The 23,778-nt window shown below is 44.6% G+C and carries 27 protein-coding genes; 21 read left to right on the plus strand and 6 right to left on the minus strand.

Annotated features, from left to right (window positions below; all coding sequences use genetic code 11):
* Positions 1-3 precede the first annotated feature (3 nt).
* From rsgA to spoVM, 4 genes are all read left to right on the plus strand, one after another.
* The gene (gene rsgA, locus IFO66_RS01000) at positions 4-924 is read left to right on the plus strand and encodes a ribosome small subunit-dependent GTPase A (protein ID WP_192023354.1); all 921 of its coding nucleotides are present in this window, start codon (positions 4-6) and stop codon (positions 922-924) included.
* Positions 925-929: 5 nt separating this feature from the next.
* The gene (rpe, locus tag IFO66_RS01005; protein WP_192023355.1) at positions 930-1,592 is read left to right on the plus strand and encodes a ribulose-phosphate 3-epimerase; all 663 of its coding nucleotides are present in this window, start codon (positions 930-932) and stop codon (positions 1,590-1,592) included.
* Positions 1,531-1,878 carry a hypothetical protein gene (locus IFO66_RS01010; protein WP_225445404.1) on the plus strand — a complete coding sequence of 116 codons (348 nt, stop codon included), beginning with the start codon at positions 1,531-1,533 and terminating at the stop codon, positions 1,876-1,878. Before rpe ends, IFO66_RS01010 begins: the two co-directional genes overlap by 62 nt.
* A 164-nt stretch (positions 1,879-2,042) precedes the next feature.
* Complete coding sequence (gene spoVM, locus IFO66_RS01015) at positions 2,043-2,123, plus strand: stage V sporulation protein SpoVM (RefSeq protein ID WP_018751565.1); 81 nt, start codon at positions 2,043-2,045, stop codon at positions 2,121-2,123.
* 213 nt (positions 2,124-2,336) lie between these two features.
* On the opposite strand, the gene rpmB is transcribed toward spoVM, so the two are convergent.
* Positions 2,337-2,525: a 50S ribosomal protein L28 gene (rpmB, locus tag IFO66_RS01020; RefSeq protein WP_028595726.1), complete on the minus strand. Its 189-nt coding sequence runs from the start codon at positions 2,523-2,525 to the stop codon at positions 2,337-2,339.
* Between the two features lie 203 nt (positions 2,526-2,728).
* Between rpmB and IFO66_RS01025 the strand changes: the two genes are divergently transcribed.
* From IFO66_RS01025 to IFO66_RS01050, 6 genes are all read left to right on the plus strand, one after another.
* Positions 2,729-3,088: an Asp23/Gls24 family envelope stress response protein gene (locus IFO66_RS01025; RefSeq protein WP_192023356.1), complete on the plus strand. Its 360-nt coding sequence runs from the start codon at positions 2,729-2,731 to the stop codon at positions 3,086-3,088.
* Between the two features lie 54 nt (positions 3,089-3,142).
* Positions 3,143-4,864, plus strand: a complete 1,722-nt coding sequence (locus tag IFO66_RS01030) for a DAK2 domain-containing protein (protein ID WP_192023693.1) — start codon at positions 3,143-3,145, stop codon at positions 4,862-4,864.
* A 34-nt stretch (positions 4,865-4,898) separates the two neighbouring features.
* Positions 4,899-5,783 (plus strand): DegV family protein, encoded by an 885-nt coding sequence (locus IFO66_RS01035; protein ID WP_192023357.1) that lies wholly within the window; start codon positions 4,899-4,901, stop codon positions 5,781-5,783.
* Entirely contained in the window at positions 5,780-7,828 is a 2,049-nt protein-coding gene (recG, locus tag IFO66_RS01040; RefSeq protein WP_192023358.1) for an ATP-dependent DNA helicase RecG, read from the plus strand. Before IFO66_RS01035 ends, recG begins: the two co-directional genes overlap by 4 nt.
* Before the next feature lie 374 nt (positions 7,829-8,202).
* Positions 8,203-8,490, plus strand: a complete 288-nt coding sequence (locus IFO66_RS01045; RefSeq protein WP_192023359.1) for a stage VI sporulation protein F — start codon at positions 8,203-8,205, stop codon at positions 8,488-8,490.
* 177 nt (positions 8,491-8,667) lie between these two features.
* Complete coding sequence (locus tag IFO66_RS01050) at positions 8,668-9,300, plus strand: DUF1796 family putative cysteine peptidase (RefSeq protein WP_192023360.1); 633 nt, start codon at positions 8,668-8,670, stop codon at positions 9,298-9,300.
* On the opposite strand, the gene IFO66_RS01055 is transcribed toward IFO66_RS01050, so the two are convergent.
* Positions 9,269-10,294, minus strand: coding sequence for a serine hydrolase domain-containing protein (locus IFO66_RS01055; protein WP_192023361.1), 1,026 nt, complete (start codon positions 10,292-10,294; stop codon positions 9,269-9,271). The genes IFO66_RS01050 and IFO66_RS01055 overlap by 32 nt on opposite strands.
* A 154-nt stretch (positions 10,295-10,448) precedes the next feature.
* Positions 10,449-11,147 (minus strand): SOS response-associated peptidase, encoded by a 699-nt coding sequence (locus IFO66_RS01060; RefSeq protein WP_192023362.1) that lies wholly within the window; start codon positions 11,145-11,147, stop codon positions 10,449-10,451.
* A gap of 261 nt (positions 11,148-11,408) precedes the next feature.
* Here IFO66_RS01060 and IFO66_RS01065 point away from each other — a divergent pair, with 261 nt between their 5' ends.
* Complete coding sequence (locus tag IFO66_RS01065) at positions 11,409-12,617, plus strand: serine hydrolase domain-containing protein (protein WP_192023363.1); 1,209 nt, start codon at positions 11,409-11,411, stop codon at positions 12,615-12,617.
* Between the two features lie 292 nt (positions 12,618-12,909).
* Entirely contained in the window at positions 12,910-14,142 is a 1,233-nt protein-coding gene (locus IFO66_RS01070) for a serine hydrolase domain-containing protein (RefSeq protein ID WP_192023364.1), read from the plus strand.
* Between the two features lie 160 nt (positions 14,143-14,302).
* On the opposite strand, the gene IFO66_RS01075 is transcribed toward IFO66_RS01070, so the two are convergent.
* Positions 14,303-15,808 (minus strand): hypothetical protein, encoded by a 1,506-nt coding sequence (locus IFO66_RS01075; RefSeq protein WP_192023365.1) that lies wholly within the window; start codon positions 15,806-15,808, stop codon positions 14,303-14,305.
* Between the two features lie 264 nt (positions 15,809-16,072).
* Here IFO66_RS01075 and IFO66_RS01080 point away from each other — a divergent pair, with 264 nt between their 5' ends.
* From IFO66_RS01080 to IFO66_RS01100, 5 genes are all read left to right on the plus strand, one after another.
* Complete coding sequence (locus tag IFO66_RS01080; protein ID WP_192023366.1) at positions 16,073-16,453, plus strand: YhjD family protein; 381 nt, start codon at positions 16,073-16,075, stop codon at positions 16,451-16,453.
* Positions 16,450-17,724, plus strand: coding sequence for a DNA polymerase IV (locus IFO66_RS01085; RefSeq protein ID WP_192023367.1), 1,275 nt, complete (start codon positions 16,450-16,452; stop codon positions 17,722-17,724). The genes IFO66_RS01080 and IFO66_RS01085 overlap by 4 nt, the downstream gene beginning before the upstream one ends.
* On the plus strand, positions 17,721-18,218 hold the full coding sequence (locus IFO66_RS01090; RefSeq protein WP_192023368.1) for a YhjD family protein: 498 nt from the start codon (positions 17,721-17,723) through the stop codon (positions 18,216-18,218). Before IFO66_RS01085 ends, IFO66_RS01090 begins: the two co-directional genes overlap by 4 nt.
* A gap of 170 nt (positions 18,219-18,388) precedes the next feature.
* Positions 18,389-19,132, plus strand: a complete 744-nt coding sequence (locus IFO66_RS01095; RefSeq protein WP_192023369.1) for a sugar phosphate nucleotidyltransferase — start codon at positions 18,389-18,391, stop codon at positions 19,130-19,132.
* 276 nt (positions 19,133-19,408) lie between these two features.
* On the plus strand, positions 19,409-19,897 hold the full coding sequence (locus IFO66_RS01100) for a YfbM family protein (RefSeq protein WP_192023370.1): 489 nt from the start codon (positions 19,409-19,411) through the stop codon (positions 19,895-19,897).
* 212 nt (positions 19,898-20,109) lie between these two features.
* On the opposite strand, the gene IFO66_RS01105 is transcribed toward IFO66_RS01100, so the two are convergent.
* Positions 20,110-20,529, minus strand: a complete 420-nt coding sequence (locus IFO66_RS01105) for a VOC family protein (RefSeq protein ID WP_192023694.1) — start codon at positions 20,527-20,529, stop codon at positions 20,110-20,112.
* Positions 20,516-20,875, minus strand: coding sequence for a winged helix-turn-helix transcriptional regulator (locus tag IFO66_RS01110; RefSeq protein ID WP_192023371.1), 360 nt, complete (start codon positions 20,873-20,875; stop codon positions 20,516-20,518). The genes IFO66_RS01105 and IFO66_RS01110 overlap by 14 nt, the downstream gene beginning before the upstream one ends.
* A 235-nt stretch (positions 20,876-21,110) precedes the next feature.
* Between IFO66_RS01110 and IFO66_RS01115 the strand changes: the two genes are divergently transcribed.
* The 4 genes from IFO66_RS01115 (at position 21,111) to IFO66_RS01130 (ending at position 23,747) form a co-directional block, all read left to right on the plus strand.
* Positions 21,111-21,758 carry a nitroreductase family protein gene (locus IFO66_RS01115; protein WP_192023372.1) on the plus strand — a complete coding sequence of 216 codons (648 nt, stop codon included), beginning with the start codon at positions 21,111-21,113 and terminating at the stop codon, positions 21,756-21,758.
* A 218-nt stretch (positions 21,759-21,976) separates the two neighbouring features.
* A complete protein-coding gene (locus IFO66_RS01120; RefSeq protein WP_192023373.1) occupies positions 21,977-22,969 on the plus strand; it encodes an MsnO8 family LLM class oxidoreductase in 993 nt (330 codons plus the stop codon).
* A gap of 59 nt (positions 22,970-23,028) precedes the next feature.
* Positions 23,029-23,271 carry a DUF896 domain-containing protein gene (locus IFO66_RS01125; protein WP_192023374.1) on the plus strand — a complete coding sequence of 81 codons (243 nt, stop codon included), beginning with the start codon at positions 23,029-23,031 and terminating at the stop codon, positions 23,269-23,271.
* Entirely contained in the window at positions 23,268-23,747 is a 480-nt protein-coding gene (locus tag IFO66_RS01130) for an Rrf2 family transcriptional regulator (RefSeq protein ID WP_192023375.1), read from the plus strand. Before IFO66_RS01125 ends, IFO66_RS01130 begins: the two co-directional genes overlap by 4 nt.
* The last annotated feature ends 31 nt before the right edge of the window (positions 23,748-23,778 follow it).

Below are 23,778 nucleotides of genomic sequence, written 5' to 3' on the forward strand. Positions count from 1 at the left end.
GTGATGCCAAAAGGTTTGATCGTGAAAGCTCTGAGCGGATATTACTATGTGCGCCCAGACGGTGAGTCGATGGATGCAGTCGTTCAATGCCGAGCGAGAGGCGTATTCAAGAAGAAGGGCATATCCCCCCTAGTGGGGGATCGTGTCAACTTCTCAATGACTGACAATGGGGAAGGTACAGTGGAAGGCATCGATGAGCGCCATAGCGAGCTTATACGTCCTCCAATCGCCAATGTTAGTCTTGCGATATTAGCATTTTCCGTATTAGAGCCTGATCTGAATACGCAATTGTTGGACAAGTTCTTAGTACATATTGAACATGCTGGACTTGATGCAGTCATTGTACTAACGAAGTGGGATTTAATCTCGGACTTGCCTGATGAACAATTCAGCAAGCAAGAATCGAAGTTGAAGGATGCGGTTGCGCTGTATCGTTCCATTGGCTACGATGTGATCGAAACAAGTTCAAAGACAGGTTGGGGCTATGATAAGCTGTCAGAGCTGCTGGCTGATGATATTAGCGTCTTTGCCGGACAGTCAGGCGTGGGTAAATCGTCGCTGCTTAATGCGATGTTCCCTGGGCTTTCTCTAGAAACGAATGCAATCAGTCACCGATTGGGGCGCGGTAAGCATACGACTCGGCACGTGGAACTTATTCCTCTGGCGACAGGGGAAGGATACATTGCTGATACACCAGGATTTAGCCAACTGGACTTCTTGGAACTCGGTGTAGAGGAGCTTGCTAGCTGTTTCCGCGAGTTTCGCACCTATGCTGAATCATGCAAGTTCCGCGGATGTACGCATACGCATGAGCCAGGCTGCCGCGTGAAGGTAGCGTTGGAGGAAGGCGATATTTCGTCATCCCGATACGAGCATTATCAGCTCTTTATGGAAGAAATGAAAGACAAAAAGCGGAGGTACTAACTAAGATGATACGTATTGCACCCTCTATTTTATCAGCAGATTTTGCACGTCTAGGGGAAGATGTGCTTGATGTCGAGCGCGGCGGCGCGGATTGGATTCATATCGATGCGATGGATGGCCGCTTTGTGCCTAACCTAACATTCGGTCCAATTGCGGTTCAAGCGATTCGTCCTTTGACGAAGTTGACGCTGGACGTTCATTTGATGATCGTAGAGCCTGAGAAATATGTAGCAGACTTTGCGAAGGCGGGAGCAGATATCATTACCGTGCATGCGGAAGCATGTTCCCATTTGCACCGTGTCATCTATCAAATTAAAGAGTCTGGTGCTAAGGCTGGAGTAGCGATTAATCCGCATACTTCTCTTGCAGCTATCGAAGAAGTCATTCCAGATCTTGATTTGGCACTTGTCATGACTGTAAATCCGGGCTTTGGCGGGCAAAAGTTTATTTCCAATACATTAGATAAAATTCGCCGCCTGCGCAGTCTAGCAGATGCTAAGGGCAATCAAGCGATGCATATCCAAGTAGATGGTGGCGTTAGCACAGAAACAGCTAGAGCAGTAGCAGAGGCAGGAGCAGACGTTCTTGTAGCAGGAAGTGCTGTATATGGTCAATCTGATCGCGGAGCTGCGATTGCAGCAATCCGCCGTGCAGCTGAAGGCAAGTAATGACCAATTAAAGGGGGAGAGGGGCTTGAACTGGCGGCAAGCTTTAACATTGGGAGCAACGAGCTTTCTTTGTGGGTCATTAATTGGATGGTATGCGTTTATTCCATTCCCGTATAATTTAATCGCTTCGCTAGGTGCTTTTTTCGTAGGCGTGTGGTTCTTCCGCAAGTTTGAAACGAGAGGCATGCGCATTACGTTTGTTGTGCTGTCTATCTTTTATTTATTCGCATTTCTCGTCTTGATGGCCATGGTAGAATACACAAAAAAGCTGTCTATTAACGCTTAATTTGATGGTTATGATTTATTTGAAAGGGTAGACAAGCATACGAGGGAAACCGACAGCATATGATGGTTACATGAGGTAAGGTCTCATGTAACCTTTTTTTGTGGCTATGATAGTGAGGCTCACTGTTTAAGGATAACTGAGAATTGCGAGGAGGGTGGAAATGGATGAAGTTTTATACATTTAAGCTGCCGAAGTTTTTGGGGGGATTCGTCAAAGCCATTTTAAACACGTTTCATAAAAATTGATGCTCCAGGCGGCGATATGGCGAACTCCGTTGTCATTCCATCCAACTTGATTGTAATCTAGTTCGTACGGGGCGGAAACGTGTTGTTTGTTGTTTAGTGAAGTGGCAGCTTATATGGCGGGATTCGCTCTAGCTGCAGCAGGGGAAAAGAGGGTAAGTGAATAGAGAAAAAGCACCTGGAAGACCAGGTGCTTTTTGTATATGGTGCATGGTATTAGACGCGAGTCAATTTACCTGCTTTCAAAGCACGTGTACTCACGTAAACACGTTTAGGTTTACCATCAACCAAAATGCGAACCTTCTGCACGTTTACTCCCCAAGAGCGGCGAGTTTTGTTGTTCGCGTGAGAACGGTTGTTACCGGAGCCTGCTTTCTTCCCCGTAATAAAACATTTGCGAGCCATGCTTAACACCTCCTTTATCCCCAAAAAGCAACCAATGCATACGTTCATTTGCTCAATTCAAATACTCCAATATCATACCATAGGCGGATTTGGCTCGTCAACTGAAACGAAAACTTTATATATTTGGGTTGTTTATTTCTTTTTTCTATTATAGTACAATAATGATTAGTCCATAATACTCAAAAAAAAGGAGTGAACCAACCATGGCCATCGAACTTGGATTGGAACTAGGGAAAGTAAACATCTCCGAAGAAGTCGTCGCGGTTATTGCAGGTTCGGCGGCGATGGAGGTCTACGGTCTCGTGGGCATGGCTTCACGCAAGCAACTGAAGGACGGCATTGCAGAACTGCTAGGACGTGAGAATTTGTCACGCGGTGTCGAAGTTCGCCGCGAACACAATCATGTGCATATAGATTTGTACATTGTCGTAAGTTACGGTACGAAGATTTCCGAAGTAGCGCACAACATTCAACTTAAAGTAAAGTATGTGTTGAACGAGGTAGTCGGGCTTCAGGTTGAGCAAGTGAACATCTTTGTGCAGGACGTGCGTGTACTAAGCTAGGAAGGGGAATATTCGTTGAACATTCGTTCATTAAATGGAACACATTTTTCCAATATGGTGCTAAGTGGTGCTGAGTTATTGAACCGCCATGCCGAGTACGTTAACGCACTTAACGTATTTCCGGTACCGGACGGTGATACAGGTACGAACATGAATCTGACGATGACTGCTGGAGTTACAGAGATGAAAGGCAAATTGTCCCCATCTATCTCTAAGACTGCAGAAGTGTTGTCTAAAGGTCTATTGATGGGTGCACGAGGAAACTCAGGCGTTATTCTATCACAGTTATTCCGCGGATTCAGCCGTGGGGTAGCAGGGTTGGATGAGATTAACGCTGTTCAGTTTGCACATGCACTTCAAGCAGGTGTTGATACTGCTTATAAGGCGGTTGTTAAGCCTGTTGAAGGTACGATTCTTACCGTTGCCAAAGAGGCAGCGAAGCATGCGGTACATATTGCGCGCCGCACACCAGACGTTGCTGACCTGATGCGTGAGGTATTGGCAAAGGCAAATGAAGCCCTTGCTAAGACACCTGATCTTCTTCCTGTCCTTAAGCAGGTTGGAGTTGTAGACTCTGGCGGTCAAGGTCTTGTTTATATTTATGAAGGATTTATGAGTGCTATTGAGGAGTTCAGTGGATCAGATGTTGCTTCTGTAACTTCTGCTGTTGCAACACCTGCAGCACCAGATCTATCTGTACTTGAGAAGCTGAAGGCAGCGGACAAGCATACTTCTGCGCAAGCGAAGCTGGATACTGAGGATATCGAATTCTTGTACGATATGGAATTCTTTATCGATCTTTCTCGTGGCACGGGACGTCCGTTCCAAGAGGATGTGTATGAGCAAGCGCTAGCGAAGAATGGTGACTCGATTATCATTATCCAAGATGATGAGATCGTCAAAGTCCATGTACATTCTCGCAAACCAGGCGAAGTGCTTGATCTTTCTATGCAGTACGGAGAATTGATCCGCATTCATATTTTGAACATGCGTGAACAGCATCGCGAATTGCTTGAACATGAGGGCGAATTGTCTGCAATGCCAGATGTATTCGCTGATATGCCTGTTCATGAAAGTGCAGCTGATGTTGTTATGGCTGAACCGCCAGCGGATGAGATTGCTGCATATGGATTTATTGCTGTTGCGATGGGTCAAGGTGTTACGGATATCTTCAGCAGCTTGGGTATAGATATTGTATTGTCCGGCGGACAAACGATGAATCCGAGCACGCAAGATTTTGTGGAAGCGATCAATAACATCTCTGCACAACATATCTTCATTTTGCCGAACAACTCGAACATCATTATGGCAGCGAAACAAGCTGCTGAGATCGTTGAGCGAGAAGTAACGGTATTGGAAACGAAGACGATTCCGCAAGGAATTTCGGCTGCATTTGCTTTCCAAGAAGAAGAAAGTGTAGAAACGAACATCGAAGTAATGAAGGATGCAATTGCACATGTTAAATCCGGTCAATTGACATACGCAGTACGTGATACGACATTCGATGATTTGGAGATTAAAGCTGGTAACTTCATCGGTATTTCCGGCGGTAAGATTGTAGCTACGACAGAGGACTTGACAGAAACTTGTCAGCAGCTCCTTCTGAAGATGATGGAAGACGGTGGCGAAATCATTACCTTGCTTACGGGTGAAGATGCGAAGGAAGAAGATACAGCGAAGCTGGTAGAATGGCTTGAAGAGCATTATCCAGATGCTGAGGTTGAAGTTCATGAAGGTGGACAACCGATTTACTCCTATTTAATCTCGATCGAATAGAATCTGGTTATAAGCATCGGAAGGGAGTCAAAACATGGCCAACGTACGTATAGTTACGGACAGTACAGCGGACATTCCCCAGGAATTAAGGGAGCGTTACAACATTGAGATGGTTCCGCTGAAAGTGCATTTCGGCAATGAAATGTATCAAGATGCAGTAACGATCAACCCAGACCAATTCTATGAAAAATTAGCGAACGCTTCGAAGCTACCGACGACATCGCAACCTTCTCCGGTTGAGTTTTTGGAAGTTTATAAGCGTCTTGAGGCACAATCACCAGATTGTGCGATCATTTCTATTCATCTCTCCGCAGCGATGAGTGGAACGTACCAGTCAGCACTGCTTGCGAGCAGTATGTTGGAAGAAGAGCAAGTGGACGTAACGGTCATTGACTCGAAGTCCGCTTCGTTCGGTATTGGGGTCTATGTCTTAGAAGCTGCTAAGCTAGCTCAAGCTGGATACGATAAGGATGCTATTTTGGCTCGAATTGCTCAATTGCAGCAGGAGCAGAAGCTTTACTTCCTTGTAGATACACTTGAGTATCTACAAAAGGGCGGTCGCATAGCGAAAGCTTCTGCTATGCTCGGAACGCTGCTTAATATTAAGCCAATCTTGTCGATTGACAAGGATGGCGAGGTTTATGCAGTTGAGAAAGTACGCGGGCAGAAGCGGTTGCTTCAGCGTGTGTTGGAAATGTACAAAGAGCATTTTGGTGATCAGCCTGTAGATGTTGGAGTTGGTTACTCCACCGAGAAATCTACAGCGGATACGGTTGTTGCAGAATTGAAGTCTCAATTCGACGTTCGATCTGTTCAATATACACGTATTGGTGCCGTTATTGGCACACATGTTGGACATGGAACCGTTGCGGTGTTCGTTCGCCCAGCTGCTCCTGATCCGGAGCCATTGAATTCATGATTGATTATACCGTTATTCCGGTAACACAGATTAAAGGCGTGAGCGCTTTGAAACAACAAGAGCTTCACGCCTTTGGCATTTCTACCGTTGCTGATTTGCTCTTGTACTTTCCATATCGTTATGATGATTTTCGGGTACGCCAGCTTAGTGAAGTGAAAGATGGCGATAAGATTACAGTTGAAGGTCGTATCGTAAGTGAGCCAGTCATGCAGCGATTTGGCAAGAAGTCTCGCTTGTCATGTCGTGTAATGATCGAAAGCTGGCTTGTAACGGCGACTTGGTTCAATCGTCCTTATTTGCGTGAACAACTTACACAAGGGCGAGATATTGTGCTGACTGGGAAGTGGGATCAGCGCCGCTTGCAATTAACGGTGTCCACTTCGGAGTTCCCGGGTCAAGGCACACAGCGTCGAGACACGTTCCAACCGGTGTATTCGGTTGGAGGGAAGATTACGCAAACGTGGATGCGCAAGACGATGGCGCAGGCATTCGTACAGTTTGGTGAGACAATCCCAGAGATTATGCCTGTATCGTTTATGCAGCGTTACAAATTGATGCCGCGGAAGCAAGCCATTCAAGCGATGCATCAGCCTGATAATGTGGAGATTGGCAAGCAAGCTCGACGACGTATGGTCTATGAGGAGCTGCTGCTGTTCCAGCTTAAGCTGCATATGTTCCGTGCGATAACACGTGAACGAGCAGACGGTGTTGTGCATGACGCTTCTAATGCTACCGTTCGTGAGTTTGTTCGCAGTCTCCCATTTGAATTGACAGAAGCGCAGAAGAAGGCTGTGACGGATATTCTCAGTGATATGCGTTCTCCGTTGTGTATGAATCGACTGCTGCAAGGGGACGTTGGTTCTGGTAAAACGGTCGTAGCTGCCGTTTCTTTGTATGCTGCTGTTCGCAGCGGCTATCAAGGAGCATTAATGGTACCTACTGAAATATTGGCGGAGCAGCATATGCGCTCTTTGACGAGGCTGTTTGAACCGCACGGTATCGAAGTAGGTCTATTAACAGGAAGTGTAACGGCGCGTAAGCGACGCGATGTACTGAGTGCCCTGCAAATGGGTACGGTACACATTGCCGTCGGCACGCACGCACTTATCCAAGATGATGTCCATTTCCGCAATCTGGGTTTGGTCGTTACGGATGAGCAGCATCGTTTCGGTGTGAATCAACGCAGCGTGCTACGCCATAAAGGTTATAATCCAGATGTGCTGCTGATGACGGCAACGCCAATCCCTCGCACACTTGCGATTACGGCATTTGGCGATATGGATGTTTCTTCGATTAAGGAGCGTCCTGCTGGACGCAAACCAATTAAGACGTATTGGGTCAAGCATGAGATGCTGGACCGAGTACTTGGCTTTATCCGCCGTGAAGTGACAGCTGGACGCCAAGCGTATATCATTACACCGTTGATCGAGGAATCGGACAAGCTGGATGTACAGAATGCCATTGATGTGCATGTCCAGATGCAGCAGGCATTTCCTGATCTTAAGGTGGGATTACTGCACGGCCGTATGAACGCAGCAGAGAAAGATGCAGCGATGAAGCTGTTCAGTGCGAACGAGACGCATGTGCTCGTCTCGACGACGGTTATTGAGGTCGGTGTCGACGTACCGAACTCGACCTTGATGATCGTGATGGATTCTGAACGTTTCGGCTTGTCCCAGCTGCATCAGCTGCGGGGGCGGGTAGGTCGTGGCGCACATCAATCGTACTGTGTGCTCATTGCCGATCCGAAGTCTGAGGTTGGCCAAGAGCGGATGCGCATTATGACCGAGACAGAAGATGGCTTCGAGCTGTCTGAGCGAGACTTGGAGCTTCGAGGACCCGGTGACTTTTTCGGTACGAAACAGAGCGGTATGCCGGATTTCAAGATTGCGGATATGTCTAGTGACTTTGCTGTATTGGAGCAAGCTCGTGATGATGCGGCTGAGCTCATTCGTTCCGAGGATTTCTGGACTTCTCAGGACTATCAATTGCTGCGTGATGCTGTACAGCAGGAGCAATTGTTCCAAGGCGAACAATTGGATTAATGGGTTTCTATATTTGCATATAGAAATACAATGAAACACGTTCGTAACTATATTAGTAATCACCAGTGTTACTAATAACAAAGGTTTAACAATCAAAGCTGTGTTTCTTTCATGCTTGCATGAGAGGGCATGGCTTTTTTTGTTATGGCATCCATTCGATATATGAATGGTATCGATTACCTTGTGGGAGGACCATTGTAGGGTATAGATGGACATAGCTCAATAGGAGTGATGCACAATCCAGATGCAATACTGGGCACAGTAGACGAGCCTATATGCATACAATGTAACAATGGTCATTGCTCCTATGCCATGTCCCCTGTAGACCTCACATACAAGTGGACAATATACTATGCTGGAGGTGTAGCGGTCACGTGAGTTATCAAAAGTACGGTATCAGCCCACAGCTTGTTCAACGAGTGAAGGACAAGACACGTAATCCTGTTGTGAAAGATCGCCTTAAGCAATTATTTCAAGGTGTTACAAAAGCAGATTTGCAAAATACAGCAACGGTTCGGAAGCTGCTGCGCCAAGGTGCAAAAATTGTGAGTGAGCCTTTATCTGCAACACAGGAAGAACAATTTGTCCAGTTTATTATTGCGCAAAAAATTGATCCGAATAATACGCTTCATCTGCTCAAACTGTGGACGATGTTCCGGTAGCTGTGTGAGCTGTGTGCAGGATAGCAGCGATAGTGAAAAGGATCATTGATTACAAAAACATGCTGAAGAGCCAAGAGTGGTAATCTTGGTTCTTTTTGTGTCTGCGTAAATGAGCCACAACGATACAAGCTGATTGTAGCCTTCGCGCATATATTGGTGTGAGAGGAGGGACAACTTGTGAGATTAGAACAAATTCGCGGCGTATATGATGGCGCATTTAGCTTAGGGAGCAAATGTTTGGCTGCTATTCAGTTGAGAGAGTATGGCTTGCGCCCATGCAGCGGTGTATTGGATTGGATGTTATCGCCTTCACTGCCGCATGTATGTCTATTGCATGAGTTGAGGTTTCAAAATTTTATGTCGCCATCTAATTTGACATTTATTGAGCGTGAGGGAGGCGAGCAACTGCTGCATGATCTGAATTACGACATTACGTTGGTGCATGACTTGGCGTTAAATTTAAACACTATGAAGCATGATCTCAATGCTTATCCTTTTTTCCACCAGAAACTAATTCGGAGAATTACTCGTTTTCTTCACATTTGCAACTCGGGATACCGCTTATTGTTTGTTCGTTTGCACGGTACAATGGATGAAGCTTATCGGCTGCAATCGGCCTTGGCTAATCTCGTTCGTGGTAGCTTTCATATTTTGCTTATTAATGATGGAGTAAACTTTGAAATCGTTGAAGAATCGTGTCCATCTGAGCGAATTTGTGCAATTCGTATGCCTTTAGAAATTGAGGTAAAACCACTATGGGATGAAGTATTTCGAAGCATTATTCTTTCCAATGCAATAAAACTTCATTGAGGCTAGCATACACGGCCGCATCATTTAGAGTGGGCATATTGCTAACTATGGTGCCGGCCATTTGCTGCTCAGGGTCAATCCAGAACATGCATCCTGTAAATCCAAGATGTCCGACGGCAGCAGAGGAGTGGCTTGGTGAGAAAAAGGAAACTAGATTACCAGCTCCTTTTTGAAAAAATACAGAGTTATGAGGATCGTGCTTATGTTGTTTGTTGTAGAGTGATTGCTCAATAAGTGATCGGGATAAAGGAGACTTTCCATATGCATTCAATAAAGCCTCGGCAAGCTTAAGTAGATCATATGCAGTAGAGTATAGATTGCTGTCTCCTGTTATTCGAAGACGGTCGTAGCGTACATCCCCCTCCTCTAGGTATGGGGTACATGGAAGCACATAGGTTCGAGGTTTGAGCCTTCTCGTATCATAAGTAGTATGCTTCATTTTTAACGGTTGAAATAGTTCTCGATGAGCAAGTCGCTCGATCCTTTGCCCGCTTACTTTCTCAATAATTTGCATAAGAAAAAAATGACTGTGCGGAAAATATATCGTTTTCGTACCGGGTTCGTATTTTCGTTCCAGCAAGGGCACTAGTTGAGCTGCAAACTCCTCCATACTTTCGTTCCATTTGGGCCATAGTATAATTCGTATCGTTTCATAACCTGCCGTATGCGTCATCAACTGCTCAATGGTGACATCATCATGTGGGAATGAGGGCAAGTAATCCACAATCTTGTCCTGTAAGGACAGCAATTGCCGTTCCTGCATGCGCAGCATGATTAGGGAAGTGATTACTTTCGTAATCGAACCAATATTGAAAGGGGTGCTAGGTGTAATATCTCGCCATGAACGTACGGATGCATAGGTGCCTTTTATATATCGATAGGCAATGCGATTATGTTTCCACAACGCAACAGACAAGCAGGCGGGGCTGTCTTCAGGGACAAGCTGTGCTAAAAAATCGTCAATGTCTTTAGTTGTAAAGCCGTTATGTTTCATCGCTCTTTCCTCCTTGTGAATAGGCAGGATGTCCTGCGAACTCACTACTAGCAATGTATGCTTGTCAGGAATGTTGGATAACGGCTTGATGACGGGTAAAGGGTACAATTTGTACAGTATTGACAGACAGTAAGATAAGACAGTATGAACAGATCTAAAACAGCATTGGTGGAGTTTCAGTTGGTTCGATGCATGCTGGTGAATCATTGCTTACATTTCCGACCATAGAATCGACAGGGTACATAGTTAGCCATTCATTGGGACAAGGGGCTAGCAGCGATTGAAGCTGCTGGATATCTGCTTCATTTCGCTCCAGCCATAGTGGTAGTTGATGCTCGCTTAAAATGACAGGCATGCGATCATGGACCTCCTCCATCACTCGATTCGGTGTCGTTGTAACAATGGTGCAGGTGCTAATACGCTTGCCTTGCTCATCCTGCCATGTATCGTATAGACCAGCTAAATGCAGCACCCCTCCATTGCGTGGTATGATACGCATCGGCTGCTTATCATTGTTGGTGACTCGTTTCCACTCGTAGAAGCCGTCAGCAGGGATGATACAGCGTTTACGTTGAAAAGGAATACGGAAGGCAGGCTTGTCTGTAAGCGTCTCCGCACGAGCATTAATGGTGCGCCAGCTCATCTTATCATCTTTGGCCCACGAAGGGACGAGCCCCCAACGCAAAGGGCCTAGTCGCAGCTTGCTTCCATCGTGAATAATGGCGGGTACCATTTGCCCAGGAGCAATATTGTAGCGCGGTTCATGAAAGGGAGGTAGTCCGATATCCCGTTCAAGCTTATAGTAGGCAAGTAGTTCCTCCCACGTCACGGTTAATGTATAGCGTCCGCACATGATGTAGCCCTCCTTATGAGCAGTGTTGGCGACTTTATAAAAAAGTCTACCACTATCCCATTCATCCTACAATCTACTGACAGCTGGAGAAGTTAATGTATTGATCACTACAGAGCGAACGGGCAGCTTTTTGTTTTTGTGCTGCTTATTTGTTATATGACAATTCGTCACTATGAAAAATGACAGAGGATAGCTTACTCTGAGCGATGTTAAGGCAGCTAAGAAAAACAGCAAACTTAACCCTCGAGGAGTTGTTAGAAGATGAATGTGAAGAAAACGATTCTAATGAGTTTGGCCGTTATGATGGCCGGGAACATCATGTTGATCACGGGCGATGGAGCCTCTATTGCTAGTGCTCAGGCGAATAAGGTTCCAATCGGAGTATCCTCAGTATCCACAACTAAGCTGGATGTCTCGCAGCAACAACAGAGGATTCAACAAGCACTGGAACAGTTTGTTGCTAAAGGAATCCCAGGTGTGATCTTGCAGACGGTGAAAGACGGAGTGAAGCAAGATTATGTAGCAGGTAAGGCTAGTATTTATGCGGAACGCCGGATGCAACCCGACTTTCATTTTCGCATCGGGAGTATTACCAAGACCTTTACAGCAACGGTGATTCTGCAATTAGTAGGCGAAGGAAAGCTAAGCTTGGACGATTCTGTGGAAAAATGGCTTCCGGGTGTTGTGCAGGGTAAAGGCTATGAGAGCAGCAAGATTACGATTCGGATGCTATTGAATATGAGAAGCGGTATTCCGGATTTTGCAAATGGAAAAATAGTGGATCAAATATTGGAGAATCGATTCAAAAACTATACAGCAGAAGAGCTTGTAAAAGTCGGTGTGGAAGGAGGACCGCTATTTGCACCGGGCTCTAAATTTGATTATTCAAGTACGAATACGGTTCTTGCTGGACTAATTATTCAAAAAGTGACAGGTCAAACGTACGCGGAGCAAATTAAGAAGCGCATTATAGAACCGTTGAAACTAAACAACACATCTGTTGCGGGATCAATTACGAAGCTGCCAGAGCCGCATGCAAGAGGTTACGCGATTAAAACCATTGGAGGGTCTTTAGAAGACTTCACCGAAATAAATATATCCTGGGGAAATGCAGCAGGTGATATGATATCGACGACTGCTGACATCAATCGTTTCTTCTCTAAGCTGCTCGCTGGAAACATACTCAAGCCAGAACAAATGAAAGAAATGTTTACTGCTGAACTTGTTGATGGAGGAGTAGGATATGGTCTTGGTATCTCGGAAAGAAAGACGGCGAGTGGGGTATCGATTTGGGGGCATAGTGGAGGCACGCCGGGATATATCTCCTTTGCTGGCGGAACACTTGGTGGCAAGCACGTCATAACTTACAACTACACGCTGCATCCCGGTCCTGATCTCGATAAAGCCAACGCGGCTGCTGACATGCAAAAAAAAGTGCTTGAAGCGGAGTTTGGGCAATCGGCTCAGTGAGTGAAGTTCACAGTGATGGTGTGGCATAAGGTATAAGTATTTGTAGTTCTCTCTATCCCAATGTCATCATGATTTATGAAGAGAGGCGGCCCCCGACATCCATTTGGATTTGGGGGCCGTTGTTCGTTGTTCCATCCGTATTTATTTCTGATGTCATATGTCATATGACAGTGTGTCATACCTAGTGATGGCAATTCGTCGCTATGAAATATGACACGCTGAAGCTTAATCTAAGGGTGTACTGAGGCACGAAAATCACGAAAATAATATGAGCGATCGAGGAGAAGTGACTATGAATACGAAAAAAATGATGATGCTTAGTTTAGCAGTTATGATGACAGGGACAACGTTTTTGTATGCGAATGGAGGGGTTTCCGCAGCCCTTGCTGACCAGTCTAATCGTGCAATGGTTGCGAAAAAGCATACGACTGAGGTAACTTCGACATCCAAGCAAAATCAAGCTGTAATCAAGAAGCTGATGGATGGTGCAATCAAGCAAGGAGTACCGGGTATGATCATCCAAACGCAGCATGATGGAGTGAAGTGGGAATATGCAACTGGGAAGAGCAGCATCGTTGCAAACAACAAGATGCAGTCCAACTTTCATTTTCGCATTGGGAGTATAACGAAGACGTTCACCGCTACAGTTGTGCTGCAATTAGTAGGGGAAGGCAAACTGAGCTTGGATGACTCGGTTGAGAAGTGGCTCCCTGGTGTTGTACAAGGTAATGGCTATGACGGCAGCAAGATTACCGTTCGCCAATTGCTTAATCATACGAGTGGCATTGCCGACTACACGAATGCTGAGCACTTTATGAAGAGAAGTTTTGAACAACCTTTGAAGAGCTATTCGGATAATGAGCATGTGAAATCTGGTTTGAAGCAGAAGCCTTTATTTGAACCGGGGGCGATATTCAGCTATTCCAACACTAACTATGTGTTAGCCGGTTTAATTATTGAAAAAGTAACAGGTGACACGTATGCGGAGCAAATTACAGAACGATTGATTAAACCGCTCGGTTTGAAGAACACTTTAGTTCCAGGTACTTCATCTAAGCTACCCAAACCTCATGCTAGAAATTACTATAGTACGAGCGATAAGAAACTCCGAGACATTACGGAAATAAATCCAGCTGTGGCTGGTGCATCAGGTGAAATGATATCGACAGCAGGTGATTTAAACCGTTTCTTCACAAAGCTGCTAGCTGGTCATTTGCTGAAGCCTAAACAGATGAAGGAAATGCTTAATACTGTGGAAGTAGCACCGGGCTTGCGCTACGGTCTGGGTATTAAGGAGATAAAGTTATCAAATGGAGTCACGGTGTGGGGACATAGTGGAGGGATCCACGGTACATTATCCCATACGGTAGGTACTTTAGGTGGGAAGAAGATGTTAACCATTAGCAATAATTATTTTACTCCTGGACAATTGACACATGGATCAGAAGTGATCTCAAAATTACATGCTCAAATACCTTCGTTAGTGTTCGATTCATCTAAAAGTAAGCAAACTTCACAGAAATGAATAAGTCCATCATAGCCATTCCTGTTTTTCCGTCTCATAATGTACGCATGCTAAACAGAGAGTCGAAAAGATTCGGCTCTCTGTTCTGTAGCATTGGAGTAAATGGAGTAGGATCGTAAAGTTGCAAGTGGAGCCGGAATTTCTTTCGTCCAAGTATGGATCACGGTAGCACGATAAAGGCTTCGCGGCCATCATACTTCACTGCTTGTACCTTAACTGTACCTTTCAAGTCATTTCGATCAAATGTAAGGATGTCTCCGGTTCGTACATATTCGCCCGCATGCAGAGGAGTAATCAAATAGTCTCCTTTTTCATTTTCTTCACCAGAATACATTCTCAGCATCGCTCGCTTAGTCAGCTCCAGCTTTCCAGCACTTGTTGTGTAGTTGTTGGACATATCCATAATAACTGTGCCTTGCTCGTAACCCTTTAATGTAATAAACCCAGTTGTGCTAAATGAGCTACCTTTTACAGTCCGTGGAATCAATAGTATCGGTATCTGCTTGTCATCCAGTCCTTTTTTGAGCGGGTCCAGCGCAACGGCACGTTTTGCATTTAAATTCGCAATGGTGGTCTCCAGCCCAGCTTGGATCTGTTCATCGAATGGCTGAGCTACTGGTGTAATGCGGTTCAGAAGTAGATCAATAGGGGAGTTGCCCTTTGATGCTGACGTCTTCCAGTCTTTATTTAGGGCATCCAACAACAATGCTGACAAGCTTCCAATGATGTAGGATTCCGTATCAAAGGTAATAAATTCGTTTGTCTTAATATCTTTATACTGCTTGGATAAATAATGGCGTATTTGCTCCGTTGTAGCGCTTCCTTTAAATGCTCCGTACATGTCGGCCATCTTGTCGATATACATGGCTGTGCCTTCCGTAAGATCAAACTCTACACTTTGCTTGTATTCAGCCGAATTGTCCCGTTTATACTGCTCATTCCAATAAGCAGCATGTCCGAGATGCTTGTCGGCTTGTTCTGGTTCTGAATAGGCTTTGTACAAGGCTTGGAATAGCATGGCTCGTTGGATTCGTGGCTTAGCGTCAGCTGGATAGACGGATGAACGAGAACGATAAGTAACGTTGTCTTTTAAATTCCAAGACGGTTGATCGTAAAAATGAAACATTTCATGTGTAGTTGTCATAAAGCTTAATGGTGTACTTGTATAAGGTTCGAATCGATCTTGTAGTGGTGTATCCTTATCAACAAAAATAGCAGAGGCTTGCTTGCCGTTCCAGTCTAGTCTCTCATACTGGCCATCAAAATGAACATTGAGCGGTAATCGAGGATGAGATGGGTCGACTAGCTTATAGCCTTCTGTCGTAATTTCATACGTTTGCTCACCATTGGTGAGGAGCATAACACGGGATTGAAATTGAAGACCTGGCCACAGTTTGTCCAAAGCTGGCCAAGCGTAGCGTGCTGCTTGATGCGATTGTTCTGCTTCATATTCAAGCAATTCAGCGGCTGTCGTTGGCTGTTTAGCAGTTAGCTTGTTCAGAGGTGAAGAAGTCACAACAGAGATGTTTGTAGACAAAGCTGCAGGCGACGCTGTAGGAGCCGTATACGCCGAACCAATTGATATCGGTATCATAGAAAATAATAAGCAAGCCGTTGTTAAGCCGCAAACAAAGCGTTTGTAAGGAGCTAGTGTGTTCATCTGCATAAGATTCCCTCCCAGTATTTAACTATTATCTCCTTTAGTATACTACAAGGCGAAAGCGTCTTGTGATCTATATTACTTAACATGAAAAATGGTACTGATCATTTTTACTTATTAGAGGTTGTTCAAAAGTCATCGTTTGAACACGCACTTATACGCCGTATATCGTCCGATAAAACATTACCAGCAATTCACTAGCATAAAGAACACACGTTCGGTGTATAATGCGAATATATAGAGAATATACGTTCGTATGTTGGAGATGATATGATGAGTGCTGCTACGAATCCAATGATTGAAACCGAAGAGGATATTCAGATGATTAAGGAGTATACCTTGTTTCCTATTTTACTGGATATGCTGGCAAGAGATATGGAAGAACTGATGATGTACAAAAACAAAATTGTGTACCATCACGTTCTTGGCTATCTCAAAGAAGTTGAACATTCGATTTATCCTGAGCTGCGCAAGCTTAAGGCAAAGATGAGAGCGCGAAATATTACAATTTTGAATACGGAAATGAATGCATTAGGCATCGATATTGAATACAAAGTGCGAGGCTATATCCATCGCTTCACCATGCTGCGCGGCTTAGTGAAAGCCGAGTTAATGACCATGTTGATGAACGTACAGGGGCGAGTAAGATGAGCAAAGGCCGCGAACGCGAAAAGGTTATTTTTCTAGCGGACTGTCAAAGCTTCTATGCCAGTGTGGAAAAGGCGGAGCATCCCGGATACGAAAATAAGCCTGTTGCTGTAGCGGGATCGGTGGAACGTCGGTCGGGTATTATTTTAGCGGCATGTCCAATTGCCAAAAGCTTTGGCATAGGTACGGCAGATCGCCTCGGTGAGGCGTTAAATAAGTGCCCTGAACTTGTCGTGATGCGTCCTCGCATGCAGCATTATATTGATGTTTCCTTAATGATTACGAAAATTTATGAGGAGTTTACCGATCTGGTTGAGGTATTTAGTATCGATGAGCAGTTTCTAGATGTTTCGGCGAGTCTGCATTTGTTCGGTGATCCGGTTGCGGTGGCGAAACAGATTCAGCATAAGGTGCTGAGCCAAACTGGCGTCAGAGTTAGAGTCGGGATCAGCTCGAATAAAATACTAGCTAAAATTGCGACAGATATATGGGCGAAAAAAAATAAAGAGGGCATCTTCACGCTACCGCCGACTGAAGTCGAGACGCTGCTGTGGCCTCAGCCTGTAAATAAAATGTTTGGCGTCGGCTCAAAGATGACGGCTCACTTTACCTTGCTTGGTATGCATACGATTGGAGACATTGCGAAAACTCCACTGCCGCGTCTGAAAGAAAAATTCCGAGCCCGCTTCGGCAAGCAGTCTGACATTCAGGCGGAGGTCATGTGGCGAACCGCCAACGGCTTGGATGACAGTCCGGTTACCCCGAGAACCTTCGATACGCCGCCGAAGTCAGTTGGCCATATGATGACCCTGCCTAGAGATTATATCGAGCCATGGGAAGTGGATACGATTTTGCTGGAGCTTACCGAAGAAGTGTGCCGTGACTGCCGACGCAAAGGGTATATGGGCGCGGTCGTTTCGGTGAGCTGCATGTGCAGCCCTTATGAAGCACCGACGGGATTTTCGCGGCAGATGAAAATGCCAGACCCTACGAATCATACGAATACGGTATTTGAAGCGGTGAAGACGCTCTTTTATAAGTTTTGGAACCGTCTGCCTGTGCGCCGTATCGGGATAACGCTGAGCCAGCTAAAGGATGATGAAGAATATCAGCTCACCTTGTTCGAAGATCAAATAAAGGCGAGAGCGTTGGATAAGGTGACGGATCATATTAAAAATCGCTACGGAAGTGCAGCAATTGTAAGGGCTTCCTCGCTGACAAACGCGGGGCAAGCAGGGGATCGAGCATTGAAGATTGGAGGACATTATAAATGAGTAAAAAGCTTGAACAGAACGGGCTGTGGGAGTCCAGTAGAATGATGCTGCCGCAGCATAAGGAGTCCGTCCAACGTAGACTCGGTCAAAAAGCTGCTGCACAATTGAGTCAGCCAACGACTGAAGAACTGAATATGATGAAGGATTTTGTGCTGCTGCCCATTATGCACTCGATTATTATGAGAAGAGCGCTTGAAATGGAGCGATCCTCGGAGACGTTACGGGCGCTTTATACGAAGGTAGCGAAGCTGCTAGCTAGAGCGATATATGAGGATTTACGGAAAGTGAAGCGGACCTTGATGGAAAGAGATATTCGTGTGGTGGAAGAGGAGAAAGACGAGCAGATGGTGCGTTATCGGTATGTTTGTCGTCAGTATGAAGACAGCTTTGTGATTACGAGGGACTATATGCGTGCTGAAGCAAGCAAAAGGATTGGGCGCTATGCGGAGGCGCTTGTGAGTAGTCTGTATAAAAATAATAAGGTGAATAGTTAGATAGATAGCTACATCACGGATAGCATGATGTAAATTTCTATTGCATACGTTAAAAACAGAGTATCATTTGATCTTTGTGCAAATTCACCACCTCTAATTCAGAATGAGTGATTGCATAAATTCATGTCTAGCCTAGCGACAGCTGTCATGAGGTCTGGAGGGGAGTTAGCTTGAAAGGTGTAATTTTGGCAGGGGGATTAGGAACACGGCTCTTTCCACTTACAAAAGTAACCAACAAACATCTACTTCCCGTTGGAAAATATCCAATGATATACCATGCGATCTATAGGTTGAAACAGGCTCAAGTGAATAACATACTCATTGTTTCAGGCAGAGAACATGTTGGAGATATTGTAAACTTGTTAGGCAGCGGCAGTGAATTAGGACTCAACCTAACTTACAAAGTACAAGATGAAGCAGGAGGTATTGCACAGGCCCTAGCATTAGCAGAGCATTTTGTTGGCAATGATCGCGTTATTGTTTTATTAGGGGATAATGTTTTTGACGGTGATATTAGTTCTTATATTAAAAGATTTCAGGAACAAGATAAAGGGGCTAAAATTCTGCTTCATGAAGTTACTGATCCCCAACGTTATGGGGTAGCAGAGCTGCAAGGAGAGCGTATAGTAGCAATTGAGGAGAAGCCGTTACAACCTAAGAGCCAATATGCTGTAACAGGTATATATATGTTTGATTCCAACGTATTTGATATTATCAAGACTTTAAAGCCTTCCAGTCGAGGGGAGTTAGAAATAACGGATGTAAACAATGCCTATATTGAAAAAGAAAAGATGACTTATGATATTTTGCGTGGTTGGTGGACAGATGCGGGAACGCATCACTCATTAGCACGTGCAAATGAATTAGCCCAATTTATTTCTTTAGGGGTGTTGTTTGGAGATGCAAAGCTATAGGTAAAGGGATGTAGCAATGAATTTCGTATATCTAGCTTTAGTTGTTTCTTATTGTTAAGACCCGGTGGTCTGTCAGGATCATCGGGTCTTTTTTATGGGGCGCTTACATGCTTGGTATCGCTGACTTTATGTCTGTGACGTTCTGCACTACCCTAAGAGCGCGCAAGAAGTCTTGAGGGTAATGGGCACAACGTTCCTTGAAATTCACAATTCCTAAATGTTACATTTTTGATAGAGTAGTAAGTCACTATTAAAAATGGAGAGAAGGCTGATAACATGGGAATGCGCGGATATTACTTTACTATGGATGATAACTTAGTGCAGCAAGTCGCAGCGGGCGACATTGCATTGAAGAGTTTGAAAATAGACGATTATCCTGGACTTGGCATTGATAGATCTTGGGAGGCGATTCACTACTTGCTGTGTGGAGATATTTCCGATGGAAAGCCGCCTCTTGGCTATGTTGTCCCGCTGACGTCAGACAAAGGCATTGATTTTGGCTCATTCGGGGCGTTTTCCTTACGCGCCGAACAAGTTGCAGAAGCGTTTCAGGCTATGTCTGAGCTGGATGAAGCGCAGCTTCGCTTGCGGTATGATTTCCCGACCATGCTTAAGGAGGAGGTATATCCTCTTGAACCCGGCTTTGTTTCAGACGAGGATGAGGACGAGTTCTTTGCCTACATCCTTCAGCATGTTAACGAAATCCAGCGTTTCTACAGCCAAGCTGCAGCCGAGGGCAAAGGTCTTATCTTCTATATTTACTGATAGGTGCTTGTATCAAGTCTATATCAGACTGGTAAGGAAGCGCGTTAACAACATATGCGGTGAAAAGGGGTATCTTCAAAGTCGTGGGAAGTGACTTTTGAGATACCCCTGTCGTATGTAAGAGAGCTGTTCATTTTTGTTTATAAAATGAAGCCTGTTTTGTGAAAATGTCGCTATTAAATAGATGTGAAGTACGTTGGTGTAGAGCGACTTTATGGCGCTACTAACTCGACCTTTATCCGGTCGGGGTCTTCGAAAAATAGAGCATAATAATCTTCTCCGCCCGCGAAAGGATGCTTCTCCTTGTAAAGGACGTCCATTCCCTTGGAACGAACTTTTTCCGTCAACTCATCCACTTGTTCTCGCGAATTCGCATGGAATGCCAAATGGTTCAGTCCTACTCGGCAACGATTGTAAGGCACGTCCAAATGTTTTTCTTTTGCTTGAACAAACACAAGGTAAGTGTCTCCTAACTTCCAACTACGACCTTCTTCCCATTGCTGATAGGGCGTATAACCAAGCTCTGATAGAAACCAACCCCAGAACTCAGCCGAGCGCTTAAGGTCGGATACGTAAATCTCGATATGATGTAGTAATCCCACACTAACTCCTCCCCAATTAAAGCTCTTCATTACCATTTCGTACGGTAACTTCACCGTTTGGATACCTGAACTTGATATAATCGCCGCCCCAATCACACAGCACTTTCAATACCTCTTTCAATGACTGCCCATATTCAGTAAGGGTATATTCCACTTTTGGAGGCACTTGATTGTACACTTTTCGCACGACCAGACCATCTTGTTCAAGCTCTTTTAATTGTTCGGTCAGCATTTTTTGAGTAATGCCGGTTACCAAGCGTTTTAATTCCCCAGTCCGTGTAGGGCCCCTCGTTAAATGATACAAAATATGAGCTTTCCACTTTCCTCCGATAACTTCTAGAACCACTTCGATTCTATTGTTGTATTGCTTCTGCATACGTAACTCCTTTGGGTTTTTCTATAGGTACTTTTTCGTGCCTATGTTACGAAGTCGTGTCTATATCACGAAAAAGTGCGTACTTTTCAATACGTTCGCTATGTATCATAATAGGTTTTGTTAGCAGCTGATGTTAAGTAAGTAGAGAATAAAAAATCACCTTATACCGTCGTTAACATCGCGCTCATAACTAATTTTATTATTATACAAAAAATATTTTGGAGGTTATACAAATATGAATACAGCTAACCGTAATGCAAACTTTTATGATGTGATTCGCGACCGTCGTTCGGTTCGTGTCTACGACCCTTCTTATACAATTTCTAATGAAGAAATTAAAGAACTTCTTGGCGAAGCGATGCTTGCTCCGAGCGGTACGAACCTAAATCCTTGGCGCTTTATGGTTTTCACAGACCCTGAATTGAAACAAAAGCTGCTTCCAATGGCACTAGGGCAAAAGCAAGTAGCTGATGCATCCGCAGTCATTCTCGTATTGGGCGATATGGACGCTTATACAGTTGAGAACGCAGATAAAATCAACCAAAGAGCAGTAGATGCTGGTTACATGACCGAACAAATTAAAGAAACGATTAACAAAAGTGTGCAAGGCTACTACGATCACGTAAGTGAACAAACGAAAAAAGAATGGCAAATGCTTGACGGTGGTCTTCTCGCGATGCAATTGATGCTTGCGGCGAAAGCAAGAGGCTACGACACCGTGCCAATGCTTGGCTACAACACAGAAGAATTCCGCAAAGAATTCAACGTTCCAGATAACTTGGTCAACGTTCTTATGATTACGCTTGGTAAAGCAGCACAACCAGGATTCCCAACGGTACGATTGGGTGTTGATGAAGTAACAACTTGGAACGGAAACATCTAATCTTCATTTTATTATAAAGCATTCTTCTTAGATGGGAACCGCCCAATCATCTGGGCTTACGATAGGGGTTAGAGGTAGGGGGTTCCCCTAGAGGATGTTGGAGTTACAGGTGCACTACCATCATTTCGTTATGATTGGTAGCACGTTAGGTACGTATTTTTATTTCAGCTAATTACGGATATTATGTATCCACATTAACAACGAAAGAAGGTCATATTGTGAAACTAAGTGTGTTGGATCAAACACCAACGTCAAACGGACAAACGTCTCAACAAACGCTGCAAAACTCGGTTGAGCTAGCTCAGCTTGTAGATAAATTAGGCTATAACCGAATCTGGTATTCGGAGCATCATGGTTCTGAAAATTTAGCCAGCGCATCACCGGAAATATTGATTGCTCATATTGCGTCTGTAACCAAGCAGATTCGGGTTGGATCGGGTGGAATTATGCTGATGCATTACTCTCCGTTGAAGATGGCTGAACTGTTTAAAACATTGGCGATTTTGTATCCGAACCGTATTGACTTTGGTGTAGGCCGTGCGCCAGGTGGTGATTGGCATAGTACGCTTGCGCTGCATGAAGGCAAGAAACCAAGAATGGATAATCAGTATGAAAAGTTGAAAGAAACGATGATGTTTATGACCGAAACGATGCCTGCAGATCATCCTTATCACAACACGTTGGCTGCTCCATTTGGCGGGACGCCACCTGAAGTATGGCTGTTGGGCTCTAGCGGCAGCAGTGCGGCACAAGCTGGACAGTTTGGTATCGGATATTCATTCGCTCAATTTATTAGCGGCCAATTATCTGCTCCGATGCTGGATGCTTATCGCTCGAACTTCGTTCCTTCGGAAATCATGCCTAACCCTCAAGTCAATGTTGGTTACTTTGTCATGGCAGCTGAAACAACCGAAGAAGCTGAATATCATGCAGCAAGCCTTGATTTGAACTTGTTGTTTATGGATACAGGGATGCCATTTAAAGTATTGTCCCCGGAAGACGCATTAAATTATTCTTACACGGAAATGGACAAAATGCGCATCCAACATAACCGCAGCCGCTTCCTAGTAGGAAGTGCGAAAGAAGTTGCCGATATACTGCGCGACCATGATAAACAATTCGGTATTAACGAAGCAGTGTTAGGCACGATCAGCCACAGTCATGAAGCAAGACTAAAATCGTATGAATTGCTTGCTAAGGAACTTTTATAAACTGGCTTCTATAAAGATTTATATAAATAACTCTCTATAAGGAAAGGAAGAGGAAGAACATGATTAACATATTAGATCGGATCAACGTATTAGCTAGAAAAAATAAAGCAAGTGGTTTGACTCCAGCAGAGCTAGAAGAACGCCAGCTATTGCGGCAGCAGTACTTGGGTATTATTCGAGGACATGTAGATAAGTCTTTCCATGCGATTACGTTTCTAGATGCTCAAGGACATGATGTGACCCCTAAAAAGCTGACGCAAGAACAAGAGAAATCATCCGTACAAATGAATGATGCGGTATGAAAATGACGACTGGCGTGGAACAAGCCGTATATGCTGTGCTGCTGCTTAATCGTTTGCCTAAGAACGCGGTGTTGTCAGGTGAATCATTAAGTCAGCAGCTGCAAGTTTCTCCAACTTATTTGCAAAAGTTAATGAGAAAGCTTGTCCAAGCAGGGCTTGTTTCCTCCGTGCCAGGTGTAAAAGGCGGGTTTCGATTAATCGCAGATCCCGCGAATATTCACATCTACGATGTATTTGTTGCTGTAGAGGGTGTAGAGGCTCTATATCGTTCCAATGGAGTATTTCAAGCGGTATTTCAATTGAAAGAGAACAGAACTTGTTTATTATCTGATGTGATGAATGAAGCGGAACAAGCTTGGCGGACGATCTTGCAGCGTACTACAATCGCTTCTCTGCATGATGCTGTGCAAGACACGGCATCGCACGATTCCATTTATAAGGTGGATGCTTGGTTAAAGGAAAAGATGGTGCGATAAGCACTTTGTTAGTGAAGTAATGTGAGGAAGA

It is taken from the genome of Paenibacillus arenosi, from assembly GCF_014841135.1.
In the GTDB taxonomy this organism is placed as follows: domain Bacteria; phylum Bacillota; class Bacilli; order Paenibacillales; family Paenibacillaceae; genus Paenibacillus_B; species Paenibacillus_B arenosi.

Coding starts and splice junctions, on each gene's coding strand:
- IFO66_RS01110 (WP_192023371.1), bottom strand. CDS start 20,875: ATGCAGAAGCAATACAACAATAGAATCGAAGTGGTTCTAGAAGTTATC.
- IFO66_RS01100 (WP_192023370.1), top strand. CDS start 19,409: ATGGGAATGCGCGGATATTACTTTACTATGGATGATAACTTAGTGCAG.
- IFO66_RS01075 (WP_192023365.1), bottom strand. CDS start 15,808: ATGCAGATGAACACACTAGCTCCTTACAAACGCTTTGTTTGCGGCTTA.
- rpe (WP_192023355.1), top strand. CDS start 930: ATGATACGTATTGCACCCTCTATTTTATCAGCAGATTTTGCACGTCTA.
- IFO66_RS01065 (WP_192023363.1), top strand. CDS start 11,409: ATGAATGTGAAGAAAACGATTCTAATGAGTTTGGCCGTTATGATGGCC.
- recG (WP_192023358.1), top strand. CDS start 5,780: ATGATTGATTATACCGTTATTCCGGTAACACAGATTAAAGGCGTGAGC.
- IFO66_RS01055 (WP_192023361.1), bottom strand. CDS start 10,294: ATGAAACATAACGGCTTTACAACTAAAGACATTGACGATTTTTTAGCA.
- IFO66_RS01125 (WP_192023374.1), top strand. CDS start 23,029: ATGATTAACATATTAGATCGGATCAACGTATTAGCTAGAAAAAATAAA.
- rpmB (WP_028595726.1), bottom strand. CDS start 2,525: ATGGCTCGCAAATGTTTTATTACGGGGAAGAAAGCAGGCTCCGGTAAC.
- IFO66_RS01115 (WP_192023372.1), top strand. CDS start 21,111: ATGAATACAGCTAACCGTAATGCAAACTTTTATGATGTGATTCGCGAC.
- IFO66_RS01085 (WP_192023367.1), top strand. CDS start 16,450: ATGAGCAAAGGCCGCGAACGCGAAAAGGTTATTTTTCTAGCGGACTGT.
- IFO66_RS01035 (WP_192023357.1), top strand. CDS start 4,899: ATGGCCAACGTACGTATAGTTACGGACAGTACAGCGGACATTCCCCAG.
- IFO66_RS01080 (WP_192023366.1), top strand. CDS start 16,073: ATGATGAGTGCTGCTACGAATCCAATGATTGAAACCGAAGAGGATATT.
- rsgA (WP_192023354.1), top strand. CDS start 4: ATGCCAAAAGGTTTGATCGTGAAAGCTCTGAGCGGATATTACTATGTG.
- IFO66_RS01025 (WP_192023356.1), top strand. CDS start 2,729: ATGGCCATCGAACTTGGATTGGAACTAGGGAAAGTAAACATCTCCGAA.
- IFO66_RS01010 (WP_225445404.1), top strand. CDS start 1,531: ATGGTCAATCTGATCGCGGAGCTGCGATTGCAGCAATCCGCCGTGCAG.
- IFO66_RS01130 (WP_192023375.1), top strand. CDS start 23,268: ATGAAAATGACGACTGGCGTGGAACAAGCCGTATATGCTGTGCTGCTG.
- spoVM (WP_018751565.1), top strand. CDS start 2,043: ATGAAGTTTTATACATTTAAGCTGCCGAAGTTTTTGGGGGGATTCGTC.
- IFO66_RS01030 (WP_192023693.1), top strand. CDS start 3,143: ATGGTGCTAAGTGGTGCTGAGTTATTGAACCGCCATGCCGAGTACGTT.
- IFO66_RS01060 (WP_192023362.1), bottom strand. CDS start 11,147: ATGTGCGGACGCTATACATTAACCGTGACGTGGGAGGAACTACTTGCC.
- IFO66_RS01105 (WP_192023694.1), bottom strand. CDS start 20,529: ATGAAGAGCTTTAATTGGGGAGGAGTTAGTGTGGGATTACTACATCAT.
- IFO66_RS01090 (WP_192023368.1), top strand. CDS start 17,721: ATGAGTAAAAAGCTTGAACAGAACGGGCTGTGGGAGTCCAGTAGAATG.
- IFO66_RS01070 (WP_192023364.1), top strand. CDS start 12,910: ATGAATACGAAAAAAATGATGATGCTTAGTTTAGCAGTTATGATGACA.